General features: G+C 44.9%; 16 protein-coding genes. 3 read left to right on the plus strand and 13 right to left on the minus strand.

The features are described 5' to 3' along the window. Positions 1 to 12 precede the first annotated feature (12 nt). From OCV50_RS20180 to OCV50_RS20220, 9 genes are all read right to left on the minus strand, one after another. A complete protein-coding gene (locus OCV50_RS20180; protein ID WP_261904425.1) occupies positions 13 to 918 on the minus strand; it encodes a LysR family transcriptional regulator in 906 nt (301 codons plus the stop codon). Between the two features lie 104 nt (positions 919 to 1,022). After that, positions 1,023 to 2,369, minus strand: a complete 1,347-nt coding sequence (locus OCV50_RS20185) for a BatD family protein (RefSeq protein ID WP_261904426.1) — start codon at positions 2,367 to 2,369, stop codon at positions 1,023 to 1,025. Next, positions 2,362 to 4,059, minus strand: a complete 1,698-nt coding sequence (locus OCV50_RS20190; RefSeq protein ID WP_261904427.1) for a vWA domain-containing protein — start codon at positions 4,057 to 4,059, stop codon at positions 2,362 to 2,364. Before OCV50_RS20190 ends, OCV50_RS20185 begins: the two co-directional genes overlap by 8 nt. Then, positions 4,052 to 5,149 (minus strand): vWA domain-containing protein, encoded by a 1,098-nt coding sequence (locus OCV50_RS20195; RefSeq protein ID WP_261904428.1) that lies wholly within the window; start codon positions 5,147 to 5,149, stop codon positions 4,052 to 4,054. Before OCV50_RS20195 ends, OCV50_RS20190 begins: the two co-directional genes overlap by 8 nt. Continuing rightward, positions 5,142 to 5,666: a DUF4381 domain-containing protein gene (locus OCV50_RS20200; RefSeq protein WP_261904429.1), complete on the minus strand. Its 525-nt coding sequence runs from the start codon at positions 5,664 to 5,666 to the stop codon at positions 5,142 to 5,144. Before OCV50_RS20200 ends, OCV50_RS20195 begins: the two co-directional genes overlap by 8 nt. Further along, positions 5,666 to 6,628: a DUF58 domain-containing protein gene (locus OCV50_RS20205; RefSeq protein WP_261904430.1), complete on the minus strand. Its 963-nt coding sequence runs from the start codon at positions 6,626 to 6,628 to the stop codon at positions 5,666 to 5,668. Before OCV50_RS20205 ends, OCV50_RS20200 begins: the two co-directional genes overlap by 1 nt. A 12-nt stretch (positions 6,629 to 6,640) precedes the next feature. Beyond that, positions 6,641 to 7,624: an AAA family ATPase gene (locus tag OCV50_RS20210; protein ID WP_261904431.1), complete on the minus strand. Its 984-nt coding sequence runs from the start codon at positions 7,622 to 7,624 to the stop codon at positions 6,641 to 6,643. 124 nt (positions 7,625 to 7,748) lie between these two features. Next, positions 7,749 to 10,067: a tetratricopeptide repeat protein gene (locus OCV50_RS20215; RefSeq protein WP_261904432.1), complete on the minus strand. Its 2,319-nt coding sequence runs from the start codon at positions 10,065 to 10,067 to the stop codon at positions 7,749 to 7,751. Positions 10,068 to 10,222: 155 nt separating this feature from the next. Next, entirely contained in the window at positions 10,223 to 11,767 is a 1,545-nt protein-coding gene (locus tag OCV50_RS20220) for an arylsulfatase (RefSeq protein ID WP_239840135.1), read from the minus strand. Between the two features lie 344 nt (positions 11,768 to 12,111). Between OCV50_RS20220 and OCV50_RS20225 the strand changes: the two genes are divergently transcribed. From OCV50_RS20225 to OCV50_RS20235, 3 genes are all read left to right on the plus strand, one after another. Beyond that, on the plus strand, positions 12,112 to 13,674 hold the full coding sequence (locus tag OCV50_RS20225; RefSeq protein WP_239840136.1) for an arylsulfatase: 1,563 nt from the start codon (positions 12,112 to 12,114) through the stop codon (positions 13,672 to 13,674). Positions 13,675 to 14,007: 333 nt separating this feature from the next. Then, positions 14,008 to 14,169 (plus strand): hypothetical protein, encoded by a 162-nt coding sequence (locus OCV50_RS20230; protein ID WP_239840137.1) that lies wholly within the window; start codon positions 14,008 to 14,010, stop codon positions 14,167 to 14,169. Between the two features lie 156 nt (positions 14,170 to 14,325). Continuing rightward, a complete protein-coding gene (locus OCV50_RS20235) occupies positions 14,326 to 14,994 on the plus strand; it encodes a DUF2057 family protein (protein ID WP_261904433.1) in 669 nt (222 codons plus the stop codon). Positions 14,995 to 15,397: 403 nt separating this feature from the next. Here OCV50_RS20235 and OCV50_RS20240 read toward each other — a convergent pair whose 3' ends face one another. The 4 genes from OCV50_RS20240 to OCV50_RS20255 all read right to left on the minus strand — a co-directional run bounded on the left by OCV50_RS20240 (position 15,398) and on the right by OCV50_RS20255 (position 17,493). Next, entirely contained in the window at positions 15,398 to 16,129 is a 732-nt protein-coding gene (locus OCV50_RS20240; RefSeq protein ID WP_239840139.1) for a Crp/Fnr family transcriptional regulator, read from the minus strand. Between the two features lie 280 nt (positions 16,130 to 16,409). Beyond that, positions 16,410 to 16,883, minus strand: coding sequence for a GNAT family N-acetyltransferase (locus tag OCV50_RS20245; protein WP_261904434.1), 474 nt, complete (start codon positions 16,881 to 16,883; stop codon positions 16,410 to 16,412). Between the two features lie 24 nt (positions 16,884 to 16,907). After that, positions 16,908 to 17,126, minus strand: coding sequence for a DUF7661 family protein (locus OCV50_RS20250; RefSeq protein WP_261904435.1), 219 nt, complete (start codon positions 17,124 to 17,126; stop codon positions 16,908 to 16,910). 52 nt (positions 17,127 to 17,178) lie between these two features. After that, positions 17,179 to 17,493: a cupin domain-containing protein gene (locus OCV50_RS20255; protein ID WP_261904436.1), complete on the minus strand. Its 315-nt coding sequence runs from the start codon at positions 17,491 to 17,493 to the stop codon at positions 17,179 to 17,181. Between the last annotated feature and the right edge of the window lie 9 nt (positions 17,494 to 17,502).

The raw sequence follows: 17,502 nt of genomic DNA on the forward strand, positions 1-17,502 counted from the left end.
AGTACACTTGAGTTATGATGCTATCTCTTTTGCCGCTGCTTTCATTTTACCGCGTAACCATTTATGGCTGGGTTCATTGGTGCGGCTCGGATGCCAAATCATACACATATCTAGATTGTCGAGATCAAAGGGTAATGGCAAAGTTTTGAGCTTGTATTTACTGCCAAAGCAGCGAACCGACGACATCGGCAACATACCAATATAGTCTGAACTCTCTATAACCGGCATCATTTCAACAACGCCAGCCGCTCGATACACGATACGACGCTTCTCTAGCTCTTGTGAGTCCTCGGCACTTAACAGGCTTTTGCGAGCATGCCATCGAGAAACAACCACATGGTCATGGGTTAGAAACTCTTCGATATCCATGCTATCGCCAATAGTCGGGTGATCTTCTCGACACACTACGACTAACTCTTCAGTCGAAATGGCCTCATGTTTTAACATTGTGCGGCCTCTAGGAGTCATATCGACAATAAGGTCGTGCCTTTGTAATCGTAAATCTGACTCGTAATCTTCTGTAAATAGAGGGTGAACTTCCAATGCTATGTTCGGTGCGGTTTGGCTGATTAAGTTCATCAGCGTAGGCATCAACTCATAACTCGCGGCAGACACACAAGCGATAGAAAAGATTCGATTGGAGGTTTTAGGATCAAAGTCTCGTGATGCAGAGAGTGTCGATGTGAAGTTTTTCAGCGCCGCCGACATAGCTGGATAAATGTCAGATGCGAAAGCTGTCGGTTCAACACCCGACGTTGTGCGATGGAACAGAGGCTCGTCATAGATATCTCTAAGCTTTGCTAGCGCTTTACTCACCGCTGGTTGGCTTATATCCATACGAGCTGCCGCTTTAGATAAGTTCTGTTCTTCGTAAATAGCGACAAAAATAGGAATCAGGTTCAGTTCAGTGCTTTTCATAGCGCTCCAATATAACTAAGCAGACTCTCCATAATGAAGAGTCTGCGAATGTACTTTTATAATCCTAGTTGATTCAGTGGCATAACACCGCGATACAGCACACGCTATCGTGATTTTTGCTCTAAATCGGGCAAGGCTTTAGGGAAATACTTGCGCCACCAAGGCCGTCGATTGCTGCGACGATTCGGATCATTATTGCTGTCCTTATTAATCACCGCTTTCCATACTCGTTTTAAAACATGAGTGTCTTGGCTGCCTTTTTGAAATGTAGAGTTCGTCTCAGACCAGCCTTCACTCTCAGAGCATTTATCGAGCTCCAGCAAAGATGTATTTCCTCTAAGCTCACGATAAACGAAGCCTCGAATCTTCGGCCAGTTGCCTTCTTTTACCACTCGGTGAAATGCTAACCATCTCGGTGCTGGGTGGGTCTTGTAGTAACGTCTAATCGCTAACACACTCACTACGATACCTATGACTATTAAAACCGAGACAAGCATGGCAGCAGAGTAAGCCTTTACAAAAGACTTAAAGGTATGTTTTGCACTAAACGATGAAGATTCGAGTACCACTGTTTCTAATCGTTTCTCTTTGGTATTCCACCATTGAAAAGTCAGCTCTGGTAGTGTGAAATCGCCACCTTGTTGGATAACATAAACGGACTCTTCAATTCGCTCAGAACGGTAATCCCCTCGCTCTTGAGTATCATTTAATTTGTGCGGTTGAGGATAGGCTTGATACTGCGCTGTCGACTCATTGACCAACAAGTTAGGCAGCAACACCGACAAACTGTCTTGTGCTTTAATGGTAACCGTTCGCGTAATCGCGTCGCCTACTTTTAAATTTTCATTGGATTGTTTCCATTGCTCAACCACATCAACACTTGTTGCGCTAAACCAAGGTGTCTCATCCGTAAGCAAGCCAGAAGGCAATTGTGTTTTGAACTTAATCGGTTGTGTATAAAGCGTTCCACTCACTTTACTACCATCATCAGTTGATACCTCCACACCAACAGGTAGACGTGGTATCACATAATCACCGCTCTTTTGTGGATACAAGGTGATTTCCCAACGCTGCCGAGACCAAGTTTCACCGTTTTGACGCGCCGTATAATTGGTTGCAAGGGTATTCCTTTGCTTTGCAATCACATCAGCCATCTCCACGTTACCAATTCGAGTTCCGCCAGTGAACCAACGTGGTGTCCCAACCTCAATGGTCAAAACAACCTGCTCATTAACACTGAAGGTTGGAATGTCAGCCTTGGATTTGCCTTCATCGGTTGATTTAGGCTGGTCTCCGACCCATGCCATCAACTCAAGTCGTCCTTGTTTCTGCAAGGTGTTGATATCTTGAGCCACTACCGAATGAGACGTCATGCTAATGAGCAAAACCGCCGCAATGTACAGTGCTCTATAACTAGATAATTTCATTCGATGACGCAGAGATTTAATCATTGTTACTCTCCTGCTCCACATCTGTTTGCGGTTCTCTTAATTGGATTTGAAACTTCGCTTTTAAGAAGTATTTTGGATCCGCTTCTACTCTTTTCAACCATTTATCAGCCAACTCTTGGCTGCCCAGTATTTCATTGGCGTTCAAGGTTTCTTTGAGCATCAGTTCTGCAACCGTTTCTTCTTCTGCACCATCGCCCGTTCTTGGTTTATCTTGATCCAATTCAAACGACTCTTCTGGGCCATCGGTCGTGCCAGATTGGCTTTCACTGATACGGTTCACCTCTTCTACAATCCCATTAAACACGGCGAGATTGTGCTCAACTTTTTCAGCCAATTCCGCGTCTAAGTCAGGCTTCTCCAGCAATAATTTCAATAAGTCACGAGCGGCTAAATACTCCCGCTGACGTGCTAACGCTGTCGCGGAGTAATAGACACCTAAATCGGTCTTGGTTTGTAAGAAGGCGCTATGAGCAAGCTTAAATTCACGCGCATAGTAGTAAGCGACTCCTTTTCTCAATGGGTCTTGAAAATGTTTGGCTGCTTCTAGATATTCTTGCTGATTGAGTAATCGTTGTCCTTGCTGGTCAGGTGTCAGCCATAGATCCCACCACCATTGAGTCGCTTTGTCCCAAACTGTCACCTCTTCAACCTGAGTGGTTTTTTCGGCTGTTAGATGAACAGTCTCAGCCATTATCGGTTTGGCATAGAAGGTACCACTCACCAACACACATACCACACACCATTGCACTAGCCAGCCTTTTCGAAACCATAACAACATGATGAGTGCAATTGGAAACAGTAATCCATAGCCCATGTCTTTCCACGGCATCGCAGATTCGCCATTCAATTGCATGTTACGCTCAACAGCACGGTTCAAGGCTTGTATATCCGTGTCGTCAACCGTGACTTCAATGACTCGACCACCCGCTGCACTCGCAAGATCATTCAACGCACTTAAGTCCACTGGGTTATCACTGACAATGTCGCGGTTTCCTGCGGCAAGGATCAATAGTTGATAAGGTTTGTCTTTAAAAAATGCCTCATAGGCTTTGATCGTCGCTGGGTTGACCCCATCAGTCACCAACAACACCGTCGAACCCGGTTCGTTATTTAATTGCTGATCAATAAGCGGTAATGCCGTCTCTGCAATCTTCCCTTCCACTGGCATAATTTCAGGTGTAATCGCTGCTAGAAATGGCTCAAAGACTTTGCTGTCTTGCGTCACAGGCATCGCTACATGAGCACTTCCGGAGTAGACAACCAACCCTGTATTACCGCCATTGCGTGCGGCTAGCAAGTCACGAATCTTCTGTTTCGATCTTTCCAGTCGACTTGGAGGTAAATCTTTGAGAAGCATGGTTTCACTATTATCTAGCACCACCAACATAGAGGCTTTATCCTCTCCAAAAGGAGAAGCTTCTCTCTGCCAAGTTGGACCTGCGCAAATCAGTATTGCGATAGCCACGATCACCATCAGCAGTTTCAACGGCAGCTGTTTACGCCAACCTCGCTCTCCGATGGTTAAAGCTGTGCGTAAATGCTCAGGCAATACGTCTTTCCAGCTTGGTTTTGTCTCCTCACGCCATCTTAACCACAGCAAGAAGAACATCGGGATGAAAGCAATGAGCCATAACGGTCTGATGAAGTGAAATTGAGTAAAAACTTGCTGCAAAACGAGAGAATCAAACATTCTGTTCTCCTTGTTTTGGTTGCTGAGCTTCTGCCATCGCTGGCTTTGTTTTTCTCAATAGATTGCGACGACGCAGGGTCGCAGCACTGAATGCAGTCAAATACATAACAACCACAACTGCCATTAAATAATGATGAATCGTCTGTTTGGGACGATAGGTTGTGCTCTCGTACAACTGAGGCTCTAGCTCGCCAATTTGTGCGTAAGCTTGTTGGAGCTCGTCTCGATTCAGAGCCTCGAATGCGCTCCCGCCTGACTCCTTAGCCACGCGACGAATCGTCGTCATATCGAGTGCCACTTCCCCAACCGTTTGGGGATCGCCCATCGCAATAACATGAATACGGACACCTTTCGCTTTCGCGACCTTAGCGGCATCTATTGGCTCAACGAAACTGCCTGTGTCATTACCATCCGTTAGCACGATCACTACTTTTTCTCTTTCTTGATCAGACAATTGGTCAGTAGAAGCAGTGCGTTGATTGTGGCTCTGCTCGAAAACCTTTATCGCAAGGCCAATTGCATCACCTAAATGAGTACTCTGTCCTGCCATAGCAACATCAGTCTGATTGAGTAGTTCTAACCAAACACTCTGGTCAGCGGTGAATGGGGTTTGGACAAACGCAGCATCACCAAATAGGATAAGCCCTAAACGGTCACCTTCTCGCGTTTTAGCAAAATCGGCCAGCACCTCTTTCGTTGCATCGAGGCGTGAGATTTTCTCTCCTTTTTGTGAGGTGAAATCTTCTTCCGCCATAGAACCAGACAGGTCAACAACCACCATCACATCTCGACCAAATTGCTCTCGAGTTTGTGGCTCGCCCAGAATGGTCGGTTTCGCCAACGCACACACGATTAAAACCCAAGTAACGATTAAAGTAACTCGTTGCCACCAGCTTGGTGTTAGCTGACTTGCGCCCTCAGATGGCGTTTCGCCTATCGCATCTACGAGGTCTCTAAAGAACGGGACTTTAATCGCCATCTGCTTGGTTCGATAAGCAGGTACAGCAAAGTAAACGAGAAACGGCAGCGGAAGAATCACTAGCCAAAGTGGGTGCTCAAATTCAAAGCTAGGTGAGATTAGATCAAGCACGAGATGTCTCCTGAGGTTTCTCTGAACCTCTGTATTGGTGCACTTTCACCCATGTCGTTGCCTTTTCTAAGATCTCAACACGCTGTTCAAACGTTAGATAAACGCTTGGGTTGATTAAACTGTCTATCCAGATTTTTGAAGATTTGTCTTGGAAAATCTCTGGATGTTTCTTAGGCAGGCAACCATCAAGCATAATCAAAGTCTGTTCACCATAAACGCTGGCATTACGGGCACTTAGATAACGCAGAACCGATTTCAGCACCTCAAAAACTCGCTTAGTAGAGCTTTTATCAGAAGGGTCGACTTTTGCTAAAGCGTCCAGCGCTTCTTGGCGATAACGGTTATGCCAGCGATAAAGAGCGTAGCGATAAGCTCCGTATACAAGTGCAATCATTAGCACCACACCAAGGATCTTCCAGCCTATGGTTTGTGGTAGCCAACTAACACTATCGGGTATCGCAACTTCTTGAATATCGCGCAGTATGTAGGTGCTAGGAGGAGTGTGTTCAATTGACATTAGCGTCCCCCCACCAGCTTTTGAAATTGAGAAACATGCTGTCCAGAGGTGTCTACTTCGATATAAGGCAAATGTTTAATCGCCATAAGCTTGGCTAGTGACTGTTTCTGAAGCGCTGCTTTTTGTGCCAAGCTTTCGCTGGCCGCTGTCACTTTGCTTTGGCTATCTAAGTTCAGTTGGTATCGACCATCACCCACCACCCACTTTGCGGTGGCCAAAGTATCAGGAAGCGCTTGCTCAAGAGGATCACTCACCATAATTGCTAAAACGTCATTATGCTGCTGCAATTGTTGCAAACGGTCGAGATGATGCTCTTCACAATCACGCCAATCACTAATAAAGATCAACGTAGACTGCTTAAGCCCCATACGATTAATTCTTTCTATCCAGCGGCTGAACGTTACATCGCTGCTATCATGAGAGGCGACATCTAAGCTTTGATTCGCTCTAACTAAGTTCTTCAATTGAGAAAGTAAATCATTTTGGGAACGCTGCGCTTTACTGTGGAAAAGAGCTTTATGCGATGCGATTAGGTATCCTACACGGTCACCATCTTTGAGCACACGCCAACCACACATGGCGGCAAGTTCGGCAGCGACCACGGATTTCATGACCGATTGAGACGCAAAAAACATTGAACTTCTCTGGTCGACACAGATGATCACATTACGGTCTTTCTCTTCCGTGTAACTACGAACATGAGGCTTGCCCGTTCGCATCGTGACCTTCCAATCAAGATTACGGATATCGTCACCAAGTTGATAATGTCTTAGTTCTTCAAAATTTAAACCACGCCCACGAAACAAAGAGTTATGACGACCAGACAACACACTGCCCGCCTTTAAGTGTGGCAGTAGAGTAAACGATTCAGCTTGAGCCTGTAATCGAACCAGCTTTGCATAATCGCAGTACAGCCGAGGGTCTAACCCTTGTGACTGTGGCGCTTGAGTTGGCTTAGCCATAACGCCTCCCGGTTAACCAATCTCTACCGCATCAAGCAACTCTTCGATGACTCGCTGATGATCGACACCATCGGCCAATGCATCGTAAGAGAGAGAGAATCGATGCCCTAATACAGTTGGCACCATTGCACGCACATCATCAATTGTGACGTGGTCACGACCTTGCAACCAAGCGTACGCTCTAGCACATTTATCAAGAGCGATAGAAGCACGTGGGCTTGCACCGATTTCAAGCCATTTAGGCAAATTGGATTCCGCGTAACGCTCAGGTTTTCTTGTCGCCATAACCAAAGCGACAATATAGTCTTCTACAAGCTCTGAAACAGCAATGTCTGGCAACTGACGACGCGCTTCTATCACCAATTCAGGTTCAATATGTTGAGGGGTGATCAGTTCGGAACTGGTTTCACTACCTAGTTCTTCACTTCGTACTAATCGAATGATGTCACGTTCCGCGGCGTCTTCAGGGTAATCAACCGTCACCTTCATGATGAAACGGTCCATTTGCGCTTCTGGTAGCGGATAGGTACCCTCTTGCTCCACTGGGTTTTGTGTCGCTAAAACCATGAAGAGCTCAGGCAATACATGAGTTTGACCACCAACCGTGATGGTTCCTTCTGCCATAGCTTCGAGTAGCGCTGCTTGCACTTTGGCGGGCGCACGGTTTACTTCATCGGCTAACACAATACTATTGAAGATTGGGCCTGCTTGGAAATGTAATTGAGGCTTACCCTCTACCTCTTGGTAGACCTCTGTACCTGTGACATCGGAAGGCAGAAGATCGGGTGTAAATTGGATACGACCAAAGCTCGCGTTAAGTAAGTTCGAGAGAGACTTCACTGAGCGTGTTTTTGCTGTCCCTGGTAAACCTTCCAATAGGACATGACCATTAGTGAGTAGACCAATCACCAAAGCTCTAACAACGTGGCTCTGGCTAATAACACTTTTTTCAGTTTGTTCTATGAGTCGATTTATCGCTTGCTGTGCGTGGTTCATAGGTCATCCTTATCAATTCGATATGCTGTGTACATCCTACTCACAAGCGCTATAACTATTGGTTATAAAGGCAATAGCTACTTTTCTCACTATGGTCTTGTTCTCTTACTTGTTTAGAGATCTGTTATTTGCTCATTCTTTTCAATTGATTAACTGCATCTGGCGGAGCGACTTTTTCCAATTGCTGGATACAACGATTAAACGCAGGTTTTACTCCGGGCTGTGTTGAATTTCGTGCCAGAATTTCACATTTTGCATAGAGATGCTGTGGATTACGACTCACTCCATAAGCACGCTGCAATGCTTCGCTACTGGCGAGAACATCAACCTGCTCTAAGGATAGACCATAGACATACCAATACTGGGCATTACTCTCGGCCATTTCAGCCGCCTGTTTTAAATAGCTCCTAGCCTGTGGGTATTCTTTGGCTCTGAGCGCAGCTAAGCCTGCACTGTACGGCAATACGCTCGATTTGGGTTGCGCTTCAATCCCTTGTTGCAATGTCGCCATCGCTTTTGATTCATCACCAAGCGCTCGGTATAAATCGGCTAAATTGGCGTAACTGTTCTCAAAGTAAGGCTCAATCTTGATGGCTCCTTGGTAGTATTTAATCGCTTTGTCATGCTGACCTAGATCGCGATAAACATTACCCAAATTGGTGCGTCCAAAGCCTCTGTCGGCATTAAACTCCTGTATCTCTATGTACTCCGATAAGGCGGGCTTAATCAGATCTTTCTGCAGTGGATTCATCTCTCGCCAATAACGAACTAACGCTCCTGCTGCTTCTGTTCGTACCGAGAGTACTGAATCATCAAGTAAAGGTTCGAGTATCTGCCAGCGATCCGTGAACTCATAACCCGATGAGCCCGCGACAGCGCCTAATCGAATCATCTCATTATCGTGTTTAACCGCTCTTGCTAATGAAATTAGGGTGTTTTGCCCCGTGTTACCCGCCATGCGCTCTAAGCTCGATGCACGGATGATGTCGCTAAGGCTTGAGTCTTGAGCTGAATACGCTAGAGCATCAATAGCGCCTCGATGCCCAATAGCGTCAGCATAAAATGCCACAGCAAAGTGTTGTTGATTTCGATATTTTGAATCTGGAAACCATTTCCCTATTTGAGCGTCTGCCCATTGATCTGTTTTGTCCTCGTGGCAACCAGTACACACATTAGGGGTATCGATATGTTGGCTAATACCTGGACGTGGAACATGCCAGCTATGGTCACGCCTTGGGTCAACCTGCATGTAGGTGGTTTCTGGCATATGGCAAGTTGTACATTTTGCCGCCTCTGTACCGGCTTGGTGGAAGGTGTGCTTTTCAGGCGTGTACTCAGAGGCGATGTGACATTGGCTACACACGGCTTCTTCAGCGATCTTTAATTGCGCGGTATGTGGATCATGACAGTTGGTGCACGTTACCCCTTTTTCAGCCATCGCCGATTGTAGAAACGAGCCATACACATAGTCTTCATCGTAGATCTGGCCATCATGATAATAGAGCTCAGGAGAGATCAGACTTAGTCGATACTTATCAAAGAACGAACCTTTAACATGATCTCCCGTCTCATTAAGCTGCGTACGGCGGCTATGACACTGCGCGCAAGTCTGCACTTGATTAGTATGGATAATATCTTTAGGTTGAAGTGTGGTATTGCCCTCTTTATAGACCCACTCTTTCACCGCTTGCGATAGGTCTCGGTCAAAACCGTAATGACTTGCTGCATCAAAAGAAACACCTTCTGATTGCACATCCCCACTCTCTAACTTGTTCGCCATCTCAATATGGTCACTTGCAGGGCCATGACACGCTTCACAGCCAACATTGATTTCTGACCATGTCGTTTGATAGCGATTGTTTTCGAGATCATAGTTTTTCTGTAGGTTGGTTGAGTGACAATCTGCGCACATAAAGTTCCAGTTTTGGCCGCTATTGGTCCAATAGAACTCATCGGTGTTAGTGGTATCTGGATAGAGATGGAACCAGCGCTGCCCTCCTTGCTCTTTGGTTCGGGAGTCCCAAGCGAAAGGAATCAGCTGTACTCGTCCATCGTCGAATTCCACCATGTATTGCTGCAATGGTTCAAAGGCAAAGGTGTAGCTGATTTTATAATCGTGAAATTGACCGTCTGGGCCTTCAATGTTGACCCAGTACTCCGACCCTTTGCGGAAAAAACGATTTTCTTTACCTTGATGCATCACACTCACATCACCAAAGTCCCCCAATACAGACGCTTTATCAGCATGTTTCATCGCCATGTCATGATGCGAACCTTGCCATGCTTCGACTTGTTCTGCGTGACAATCAATACAGGTTTCAGATCCAACATAATTTGCAGGCTGAGCAACGGCATAACCACTCAACAGAAGCAATAACCAAACAGTGACGGTACAACAGACGCGTTTAGCGCCACCTATGATTGATAACAGCATTGCAGACATAACATTCCTTGTTTAATCTCGCTTATGTTTATTAAGGTAGACGAAAAAATAACGTTAATACAATTATTTAGTCGCTGAAAGATGAAATACTGTGACTTAGCCTTAAACGAAAAAAAGAGCCCCGAAGAGCTCTTTTTCAATTCAGTAACACTGACCTATTTGTTGTGGCTTTCTTGGAGTTTTTCCATTACCTGATCCAGACTAAAGCTTGCTGCTTTTTGTCGTGGTGGATACTCAGCAAAGGTTTCCAAAAACTCACCAACATACGCTTGTGCCGGAACAAACATATATGCGTGATCCAACAACCAGTCGTAGTATGTGTTCGACGTGATGTCAGCGTTTTCGTATGGGTCCATACGAAGATTGAACAGTTTAGGTAGACGCAATGTCACGAACGGTTCCGCCCAAATTTGCATGGTACCTGTTGCTCGCTGCTCCATGAATACCGCTTTCCAGTTGTTGTAACGAAGAGCAGCTAAGTCGCCATCATCTGTAAAGTAGAAGATCTCCGCACGACGTCCTTTCTCTTCTTCACCCGTTAAGTAAGGCAGGAAGTTGTAGCCATCAAGGTGAAGTTTGAACGTCTTGTCACCTGCGGTATGACCCTTAAGAAGCTTCTCTTTGATCTTGTCATCGCCAGCAGCCGCTAAGAATGTCGGCATCCAATCCATGTGGTGCATGATTTCGTTAGAAATGGTTCCCGGTGCAATTTTACCAGGCCAACGAACCATTGCTGGTACACGATATGCCCCTTCCCAGTTAGTGTTTTTCTCACCACGGAATGGGGTTGTACCTGCATCTGGCCACGAATTCATGTGAGGCCCATTGTCGGTTGAGTAGAAAACAATCGTGTTGTCTTTGATGCCTAAATCATCCACTTGTTTAAGTAGTTGACCAACATGTCTGTCATGCTCAACCATACCATCGGCATAGTTACTGATACCTGTTACGCCTTTGCTATCTGGCTGCACATGCGTTCTAAAGTGCATACGTGTCGCATTCCACCAAACAAAGAATGGCTTGTCGGCTTTAACAGCACGATCCATAAAGTCGAGTGCCGCATCTAACGTTTCTTCATCAACGGTTTCCATACGCTTACGCGTGAGTGGTCCTGTATCTTCAATTTTTCCATCAGCAAAAGACTTAATCACACCACGAGGGCCGAACTTCTTACGAAACTCTGGGTCTTTTGGGTAGTCTTCATTTTCTGGTTCTTCTTCAGCATTTAGGTGGTAAAGGTTGCCAAAAAATTCGTCAAACCCGTGTGCCGTTGGAAGAAATTCATCTTTATCGCCAAGGTGGTTTTTACCAAACTGCCCTGTCATGTAACCCATAGGTTTAAGCAGCTCTGCAATGGTTGCATCTTCAGCCTGTAAGCCGATATCAGCGCCTGGCAAGCCCACTTTACTGAGGCCAGTTCGAAGTACACTTTGCCCGGTAATGAAGGTTGATCGCCCAGCAGTACAAGACTGCTCAGCGTAATAATCAGTGAACATCATGCCCTCTTTGGCGATGCTATCGATGTTTGGAGTTTGATACCCCATAAGACCAAAAGTGTAAGCACTGACATTAGACTGACCAATGTCATCACCCCAGATAACCAAAATATTGGGCTTTTCAGCCGCCATCGTTGATGTTGCAGCTAGCATCGCGGAACCCAATATCGCTAGCCGACGTTTGACACCATATTTTGCTGTCATAGAAACCTCTTCTTTAATTGTTTGCGTCCTGCCCTACAACATATAGTTCAAGATTTAAGCAATAGCGAGATTCGATAAACTATTAATTAATTTGTCATTTCTGATCAACTTTCATCGTTATAAAACGCGCTTTTTTACGTTTTACTACATGACTGAGATCACACTACTTACCTAGTTCATTTTTAGTGGGAACCTACAAAAACCATATAATTCAATACAATAACAACACAACATAACGAATGGTTATAACTACTATAAAAGGACATCACCGATTTTTGAGATTAATGTTTGCTCATCGATGTGTTGACTTAACGCATTATTTTTAAAAGTAAATCGGAGTCCTTATGGGTACTAAAATTAATAAACTAGCATTAGGTGTTGGCTTATTAGCAGCTTCTTCAGCAGTAACCGCTGCAGAAAAGCCTAACATTCTTGCGATCTGGGGTGATGACATTGGTGTATTCAACATCAGTGCATACAACAACGGTATGATGGGTTATGAGACACCAAACATTGACCGTATCGCTAATGAAGGTGCGCTGTTCACTGACCACTATGGTCAGCAATCGTGTACTGCGGGTCGTGCTGCATTCTTAACTGGTCAAGAACCTTTCCGTACAGGTCTACTTACTATCGGCATGCCAGGTTCAGACCACGGTATTCCAGATTGGGCTCCAACGATCGCGGACTTACTAAAAGAACAAGGCTACATGACAGCTCAGTTCGGTAAGAACCACATGGGTGACCAAGACAAACACTTGCCTACTAACCACGGTTTTGATCAGTTCTTTGGCAACCTTTACCACCTAAATGCTGAAGAAGAGCCAGAGACATACTACTACCCTAAAGATCCTGAGTTCCGTAAGAACTTCGGTCCTCGTGGTGTAATCAAGTCTACCGCTGACGGTAAGATTGAAGATACTGGCCCTATGACGCGTAAGCGTATGGAGCACGCAGATGAAGAGTTCCTAGAAGAGTCGCTAGCCTTCATGGAAAAAGCTGTTAAAGCTGACAAGCCATTCTTTATCTGGCACAACACGACTCGCATGCACGTTTGGACTCGTCTACAAGAGAAATACCAAGGTAAATCTGGTATCAGTATCTACGCTGACGGTATGTTAGAGCACGATGACCATGTCGGTGTTCTTCTAGACAAGCTTGATGAGCTGAAAATCGCAGACAACACTATCGTTATTTACTCAACGGATAACGGTGCAGAAACAGTATCTTGGCCTGATGGCGGTGCAACTTACTTCCACGGTGAGAAAGGTACCACTTACGAGGGCGGTATGCGTGTACCACAACTTGTTCGTTGGCCTGGCGTGATTGAACCTGGTACTAAGATCAACGACATCATGGCACACCAAGACTGGATCCCTACACTTCTAGCTGCAGCTGGCGATGATAAAGTGGCAGAGAAGCTAGCGTCTGACGACGGTGCTCGTTACAACGGTAAAAACTGGCGTGTACACCTAGATGGTTACAACTTCCTACCTTACTTTGAAGGTAAAGAAGAGCAAGGTCCACGTGACAGCCTACTTTACTTCTCTGCTAACGGTGAGCTTAACGCTGTACGTTGGAACGACTTTAAGATCTCATTCGCAGTAATGGACGGTAACATCGTTGATGCAGTTCGCTTCCAGCCAAACTGGCCTCAAGTGGTACACCTACGTGCTGACCCATTCGAGAAAGCGCCTCACGAATCTGGCATGTACCTACGCTGGATGGCAGACAACATGTGGTTGTTTGTACCAGTAGGCGGTAAAGTTCAAGAATTTATGGCAACACTACCTGGCTACCCAATGCAAAACAGCCAAGTATTGAACCCAGGCAACTTCAACCAGAACGTTTACACGCTTCAAGGTCGACTACAACAGCTAGAAGCTGCGGCTAAGCAAGCAAAATAATACTCTCTCTAATTGCGTGAAGAGTTAACACAAACCGTGAGGACACTGTTCTCACGGTTTTTTTTGGTTCTGAGTATCACAAGATGGCTGAGTTATAACGCGTATCGCGAGTCAAGATGGATCAACGATAAACCAGATAAAACTGGCATTTTTAATACTCGAATCGCTTAACAAACTCCAGAAAACAGTAAAAATAACAATGAGCTAGACCATAATTGACTGTTCGTGAGTGAAACATGTCACAAATTGACAATTGTATCACTTGTACTATTTTTAAAGCTCATGCAGAGGCTACTCCTCAGCACAAATCATACTCAGGCTTAAGGACACAAGATGAAATACATTATTATTGCTCTCTTTGCTCTTGCACCTGCCATGACGTTCGCCTCTTCATTGGCGACGCCCTATGTCCCTTGCTACGTTGATGGCGACTACGTGGGTAATATTGAACTCCCTGTTTGTACAAAGGACAACGGTTACTTCTACTTGGAATGATCGTAAAAATGAGTGACTGGCTGTTCAGTCACTCATCATCATTTATTTCAGTTACGTTAAGATTCGGCAAAATATCCTAAATTTCATGGGCATCGCTTGAACTCAACGCCCTCGCATGAGATTGTAAATCCTTCTTTCCAAACAACTTGCCCTATTATGAAAACGACACAAAAGATTGCCTTAATCTCTGCATTGGTAGCGGCTCCTTTCGCTTCAGCAGACGTTGAAATTAAAGTCCCTTCAAGTGTGGACATCTTAGCCGTCAATGAAAGTAAGCCAGACCTCGATGGTGGGCTTTTCTCATCTCATAAAACTATGACATTGCCTGATGGTCAAAACCAGATCGTATTCCAATATCAAGTGGCTTTTGATCAAGGTAATGACCGCGAGTTCATCGACAGTGACACCATCATTGCTACATTCGACGCAAGCAACACAACACTGACATTCAACATGCCTAAGTTTCGCAATATCAGCGCAGCAAAAGAGGGGATGAAAGATCTTCAATGGAGCCTAGTCAACTCAGACCAACAAACGGTGGAAACCAAAGAAGACGCGCTAGTGAAAAAAGGCATGCAGATTGGGCGAAACTACCCAACAGAAGCGGCGAACTACAATAAACAAGGTGGCGTTGCAGCGCTGACTACGGCAACGGCTTCGGTGGCTACAGTCAACGCAGCGGCGGCAAGCACCCCAGTTCAACCTGTCACGCTACCAGCAAACGTAAAAGCATCAGACAACACTGCAGAAGAGATGCTCTATTTTTGGTATGAAAAAGCCGATGATGCAACGAAACAACGCTTCAAAGAGTTCGTGAACAAATAGTTTATAGTTGTTGTTTAAAAGCTATTTGTTATTTAAAGACGGTTTTTCATTTCAGAAAATTAGTCAGTTAACATACGCTCTAAAACAGAAAAAGCTGGTTCACACACCAGCTTTTTTCGTTTTATACATCTCTGCTTTCGCCATCAATCTTTGTTGGCCATCCCAAGCGCTCGTATTCTAAAGCGAGCATATACGCACAGCGTTGTGACACTGTTGCCTTAATCCATACCCCGATACCGCAAATTTTGTATTCCAACACCGACATTTTCATTTGAACTTCCTATGACTCATTAGTGATTTATAATTTCCTGTCTTGAACTACAAAGTTATAGAAAACCAATGGGTTCGTATGTTCCAAAAAGAACACAAACCACTAATTATTGATATAAGTATGATTTATATCTCATTCGCTCGTTAGTTGTGGCATTAACGTATCGGAAGGATCTCTGAGCATTAAGTTCATGGGAGAAATACAGTTGTAGAGTACGTCAAAATCCGAAATCACTACTCTACCCCGGCGAGTCTTAATGCCTTTCTTCTTCTCTAAATTCTTCAAAACTTCATTCAGGCGTGGACGTGAAATCCCTGTTATCGTGCTTAACTGACTCTGTGAGACATCAATTCTAGCAACATTACTCGTGCTCATGTTTTGTCTTGCAGCCAGCTCCAACAGCACATAAACGGTCTTTTGTTCCTTTTCATGAATAGAAGTTAGGTAGGCTTGCATCCATAGTGAATGGCTTTTTGTGGCACAGTGAAGCAGCCATTTGTGGATTTCTGGTACTTCTTCTGCCAGCTCACGAACTTTCTTACGAGGAAAATAGATCATTGAAATAGGATTAACCTCTTCCGCGACAGCGAAAAGTTGGTAATCCTTATAGATGGTTAACGCGCCTACCCAATCACCTCGACCGATCACTCCACCAGACATGTGATGCATGTTCTGTGTTGAAAAACAGAGCCCAGCAGAACCACTTAAGATGTAATAAACACCGGGCACATTCTGGTAGCGCTTTGTGATTTCTAGGGCATCGATCCCTTGTTTGAGCACAGCGATTTGCTTGAGGCGTTCAATCACTGTATCTGAGAGGTCACATGGCCAGTTGATCTGGTCGTAGAGGTGAGCATCTATCATAGTAGGCTCCTGAGAAGCGGCGAAGTCAATCATACATAAGTGCTTAAGCACCAACAAACGCGCTACCAATCACCAGAACAAACACATTTACATTAAAGTTAGCTCTTTAGAGCTCATACCCAGAACAGGTGTGATGAGTAATACTCAAAAAGTTAACGAAGCCGATTAAGTTCTTTGTTCAACAGTCCATTTAGTCAATGGTTTTGCGAAAAAGCAAGCTATCAAGCAAGCCCTCTAGCAACAACCGTAGATTTACTGAAAACGTTTCCTTTCAATGCAATTAAATGTCAGACAAGTCGTTTTCCATCACAAAGTTATTCATGGTTTGGCCTCTAACCGTAATAGTTTGTTCGTTCACAACACAGAAACCAAAATGCTCGTAAAAAGGGCGAGCGGTAATACTCACTTCAGAAATAACCTTTTCTAGTCCTCGCTGCTTCGCCAAATCCAAAATGTGTAACATGAGTTGACGTCCAACGCCTCGACCTTGGTATTCATGATGACAGAAGAAATGGTCAATCAAACCGCTGTCTTGTAAGTCTGTATACCCTACTACGACGCCATCTAGCTCCGCGACAAAGGGGCGGATCTTTTCCATCTTGTTTTGCCAAACCTCCAATGAAAAATCTGAAGGTGCCCACGCTTCTACTTGATCTTGGCTGTAGTGATTAATATTTACTTTTCTGACCGTATTAAAAAACAGCGCCCAGAGCTTTGGAGCGTCTGCCACTTGATATTCTCTGATTTTCATCATGCAATCCCTTAAAGCGCCCCGTTATCATGACGTCTGAACAACATCAGGGAATTCAGCACGAGCCAACTCATGATAGATATCCGCCAAGTAGGTTCTCACCTCTTCTTCTTTAAGCTCATTGGGAAGCACCACATCATAAACTCTGACACGCAAAGACGTATCTGACTCTTTAAATAAAAGCCATTCACCGTTTTTACGCTGAACGGACATCTTCAGCCCATAAACATCAAAATGGAGAAACATACCCTTCCCTCGACTTCATTTAACTCATATCACTCAGTTTGTGAAAACTAGACTAGCGATAAAAAACAGCAAGCCATACCGTCGCTTCATCGGCAGCCGTGCGCACCACCTTATGCTTCTGGTGCGCTTTGATATTGAGGTAATCACCCGAGTTCAGAGTCACTTCGGAGCCATCTTCAAAACCAATAACGCCCTGCCCACTGAGCACCAACACCCATTCATGTTCGTCTTGGTCATACCAACCCGTTTCTGGTGAGCTCTGCCCTTTAGAAACGATACGTTCAATTCGTACATTTGAAGTAGAAATAATGTCCTCAAATATTTCCTCGGGAATGTCTTTGGGAATTTCTGAAAATAAATTGGGCATAACCTTTCC

It is taken from the genome of Vibrio fortis (genome assembly GCF_024347475.1).
In the GTDB taxonomy this organism is placed as follows: domain Bacteria; phylum Pseudomonadota; class Gammaproteobacteria; order Enterobacterales; family Vibrionaceae; genus Vibrio; species Vibrio fortis.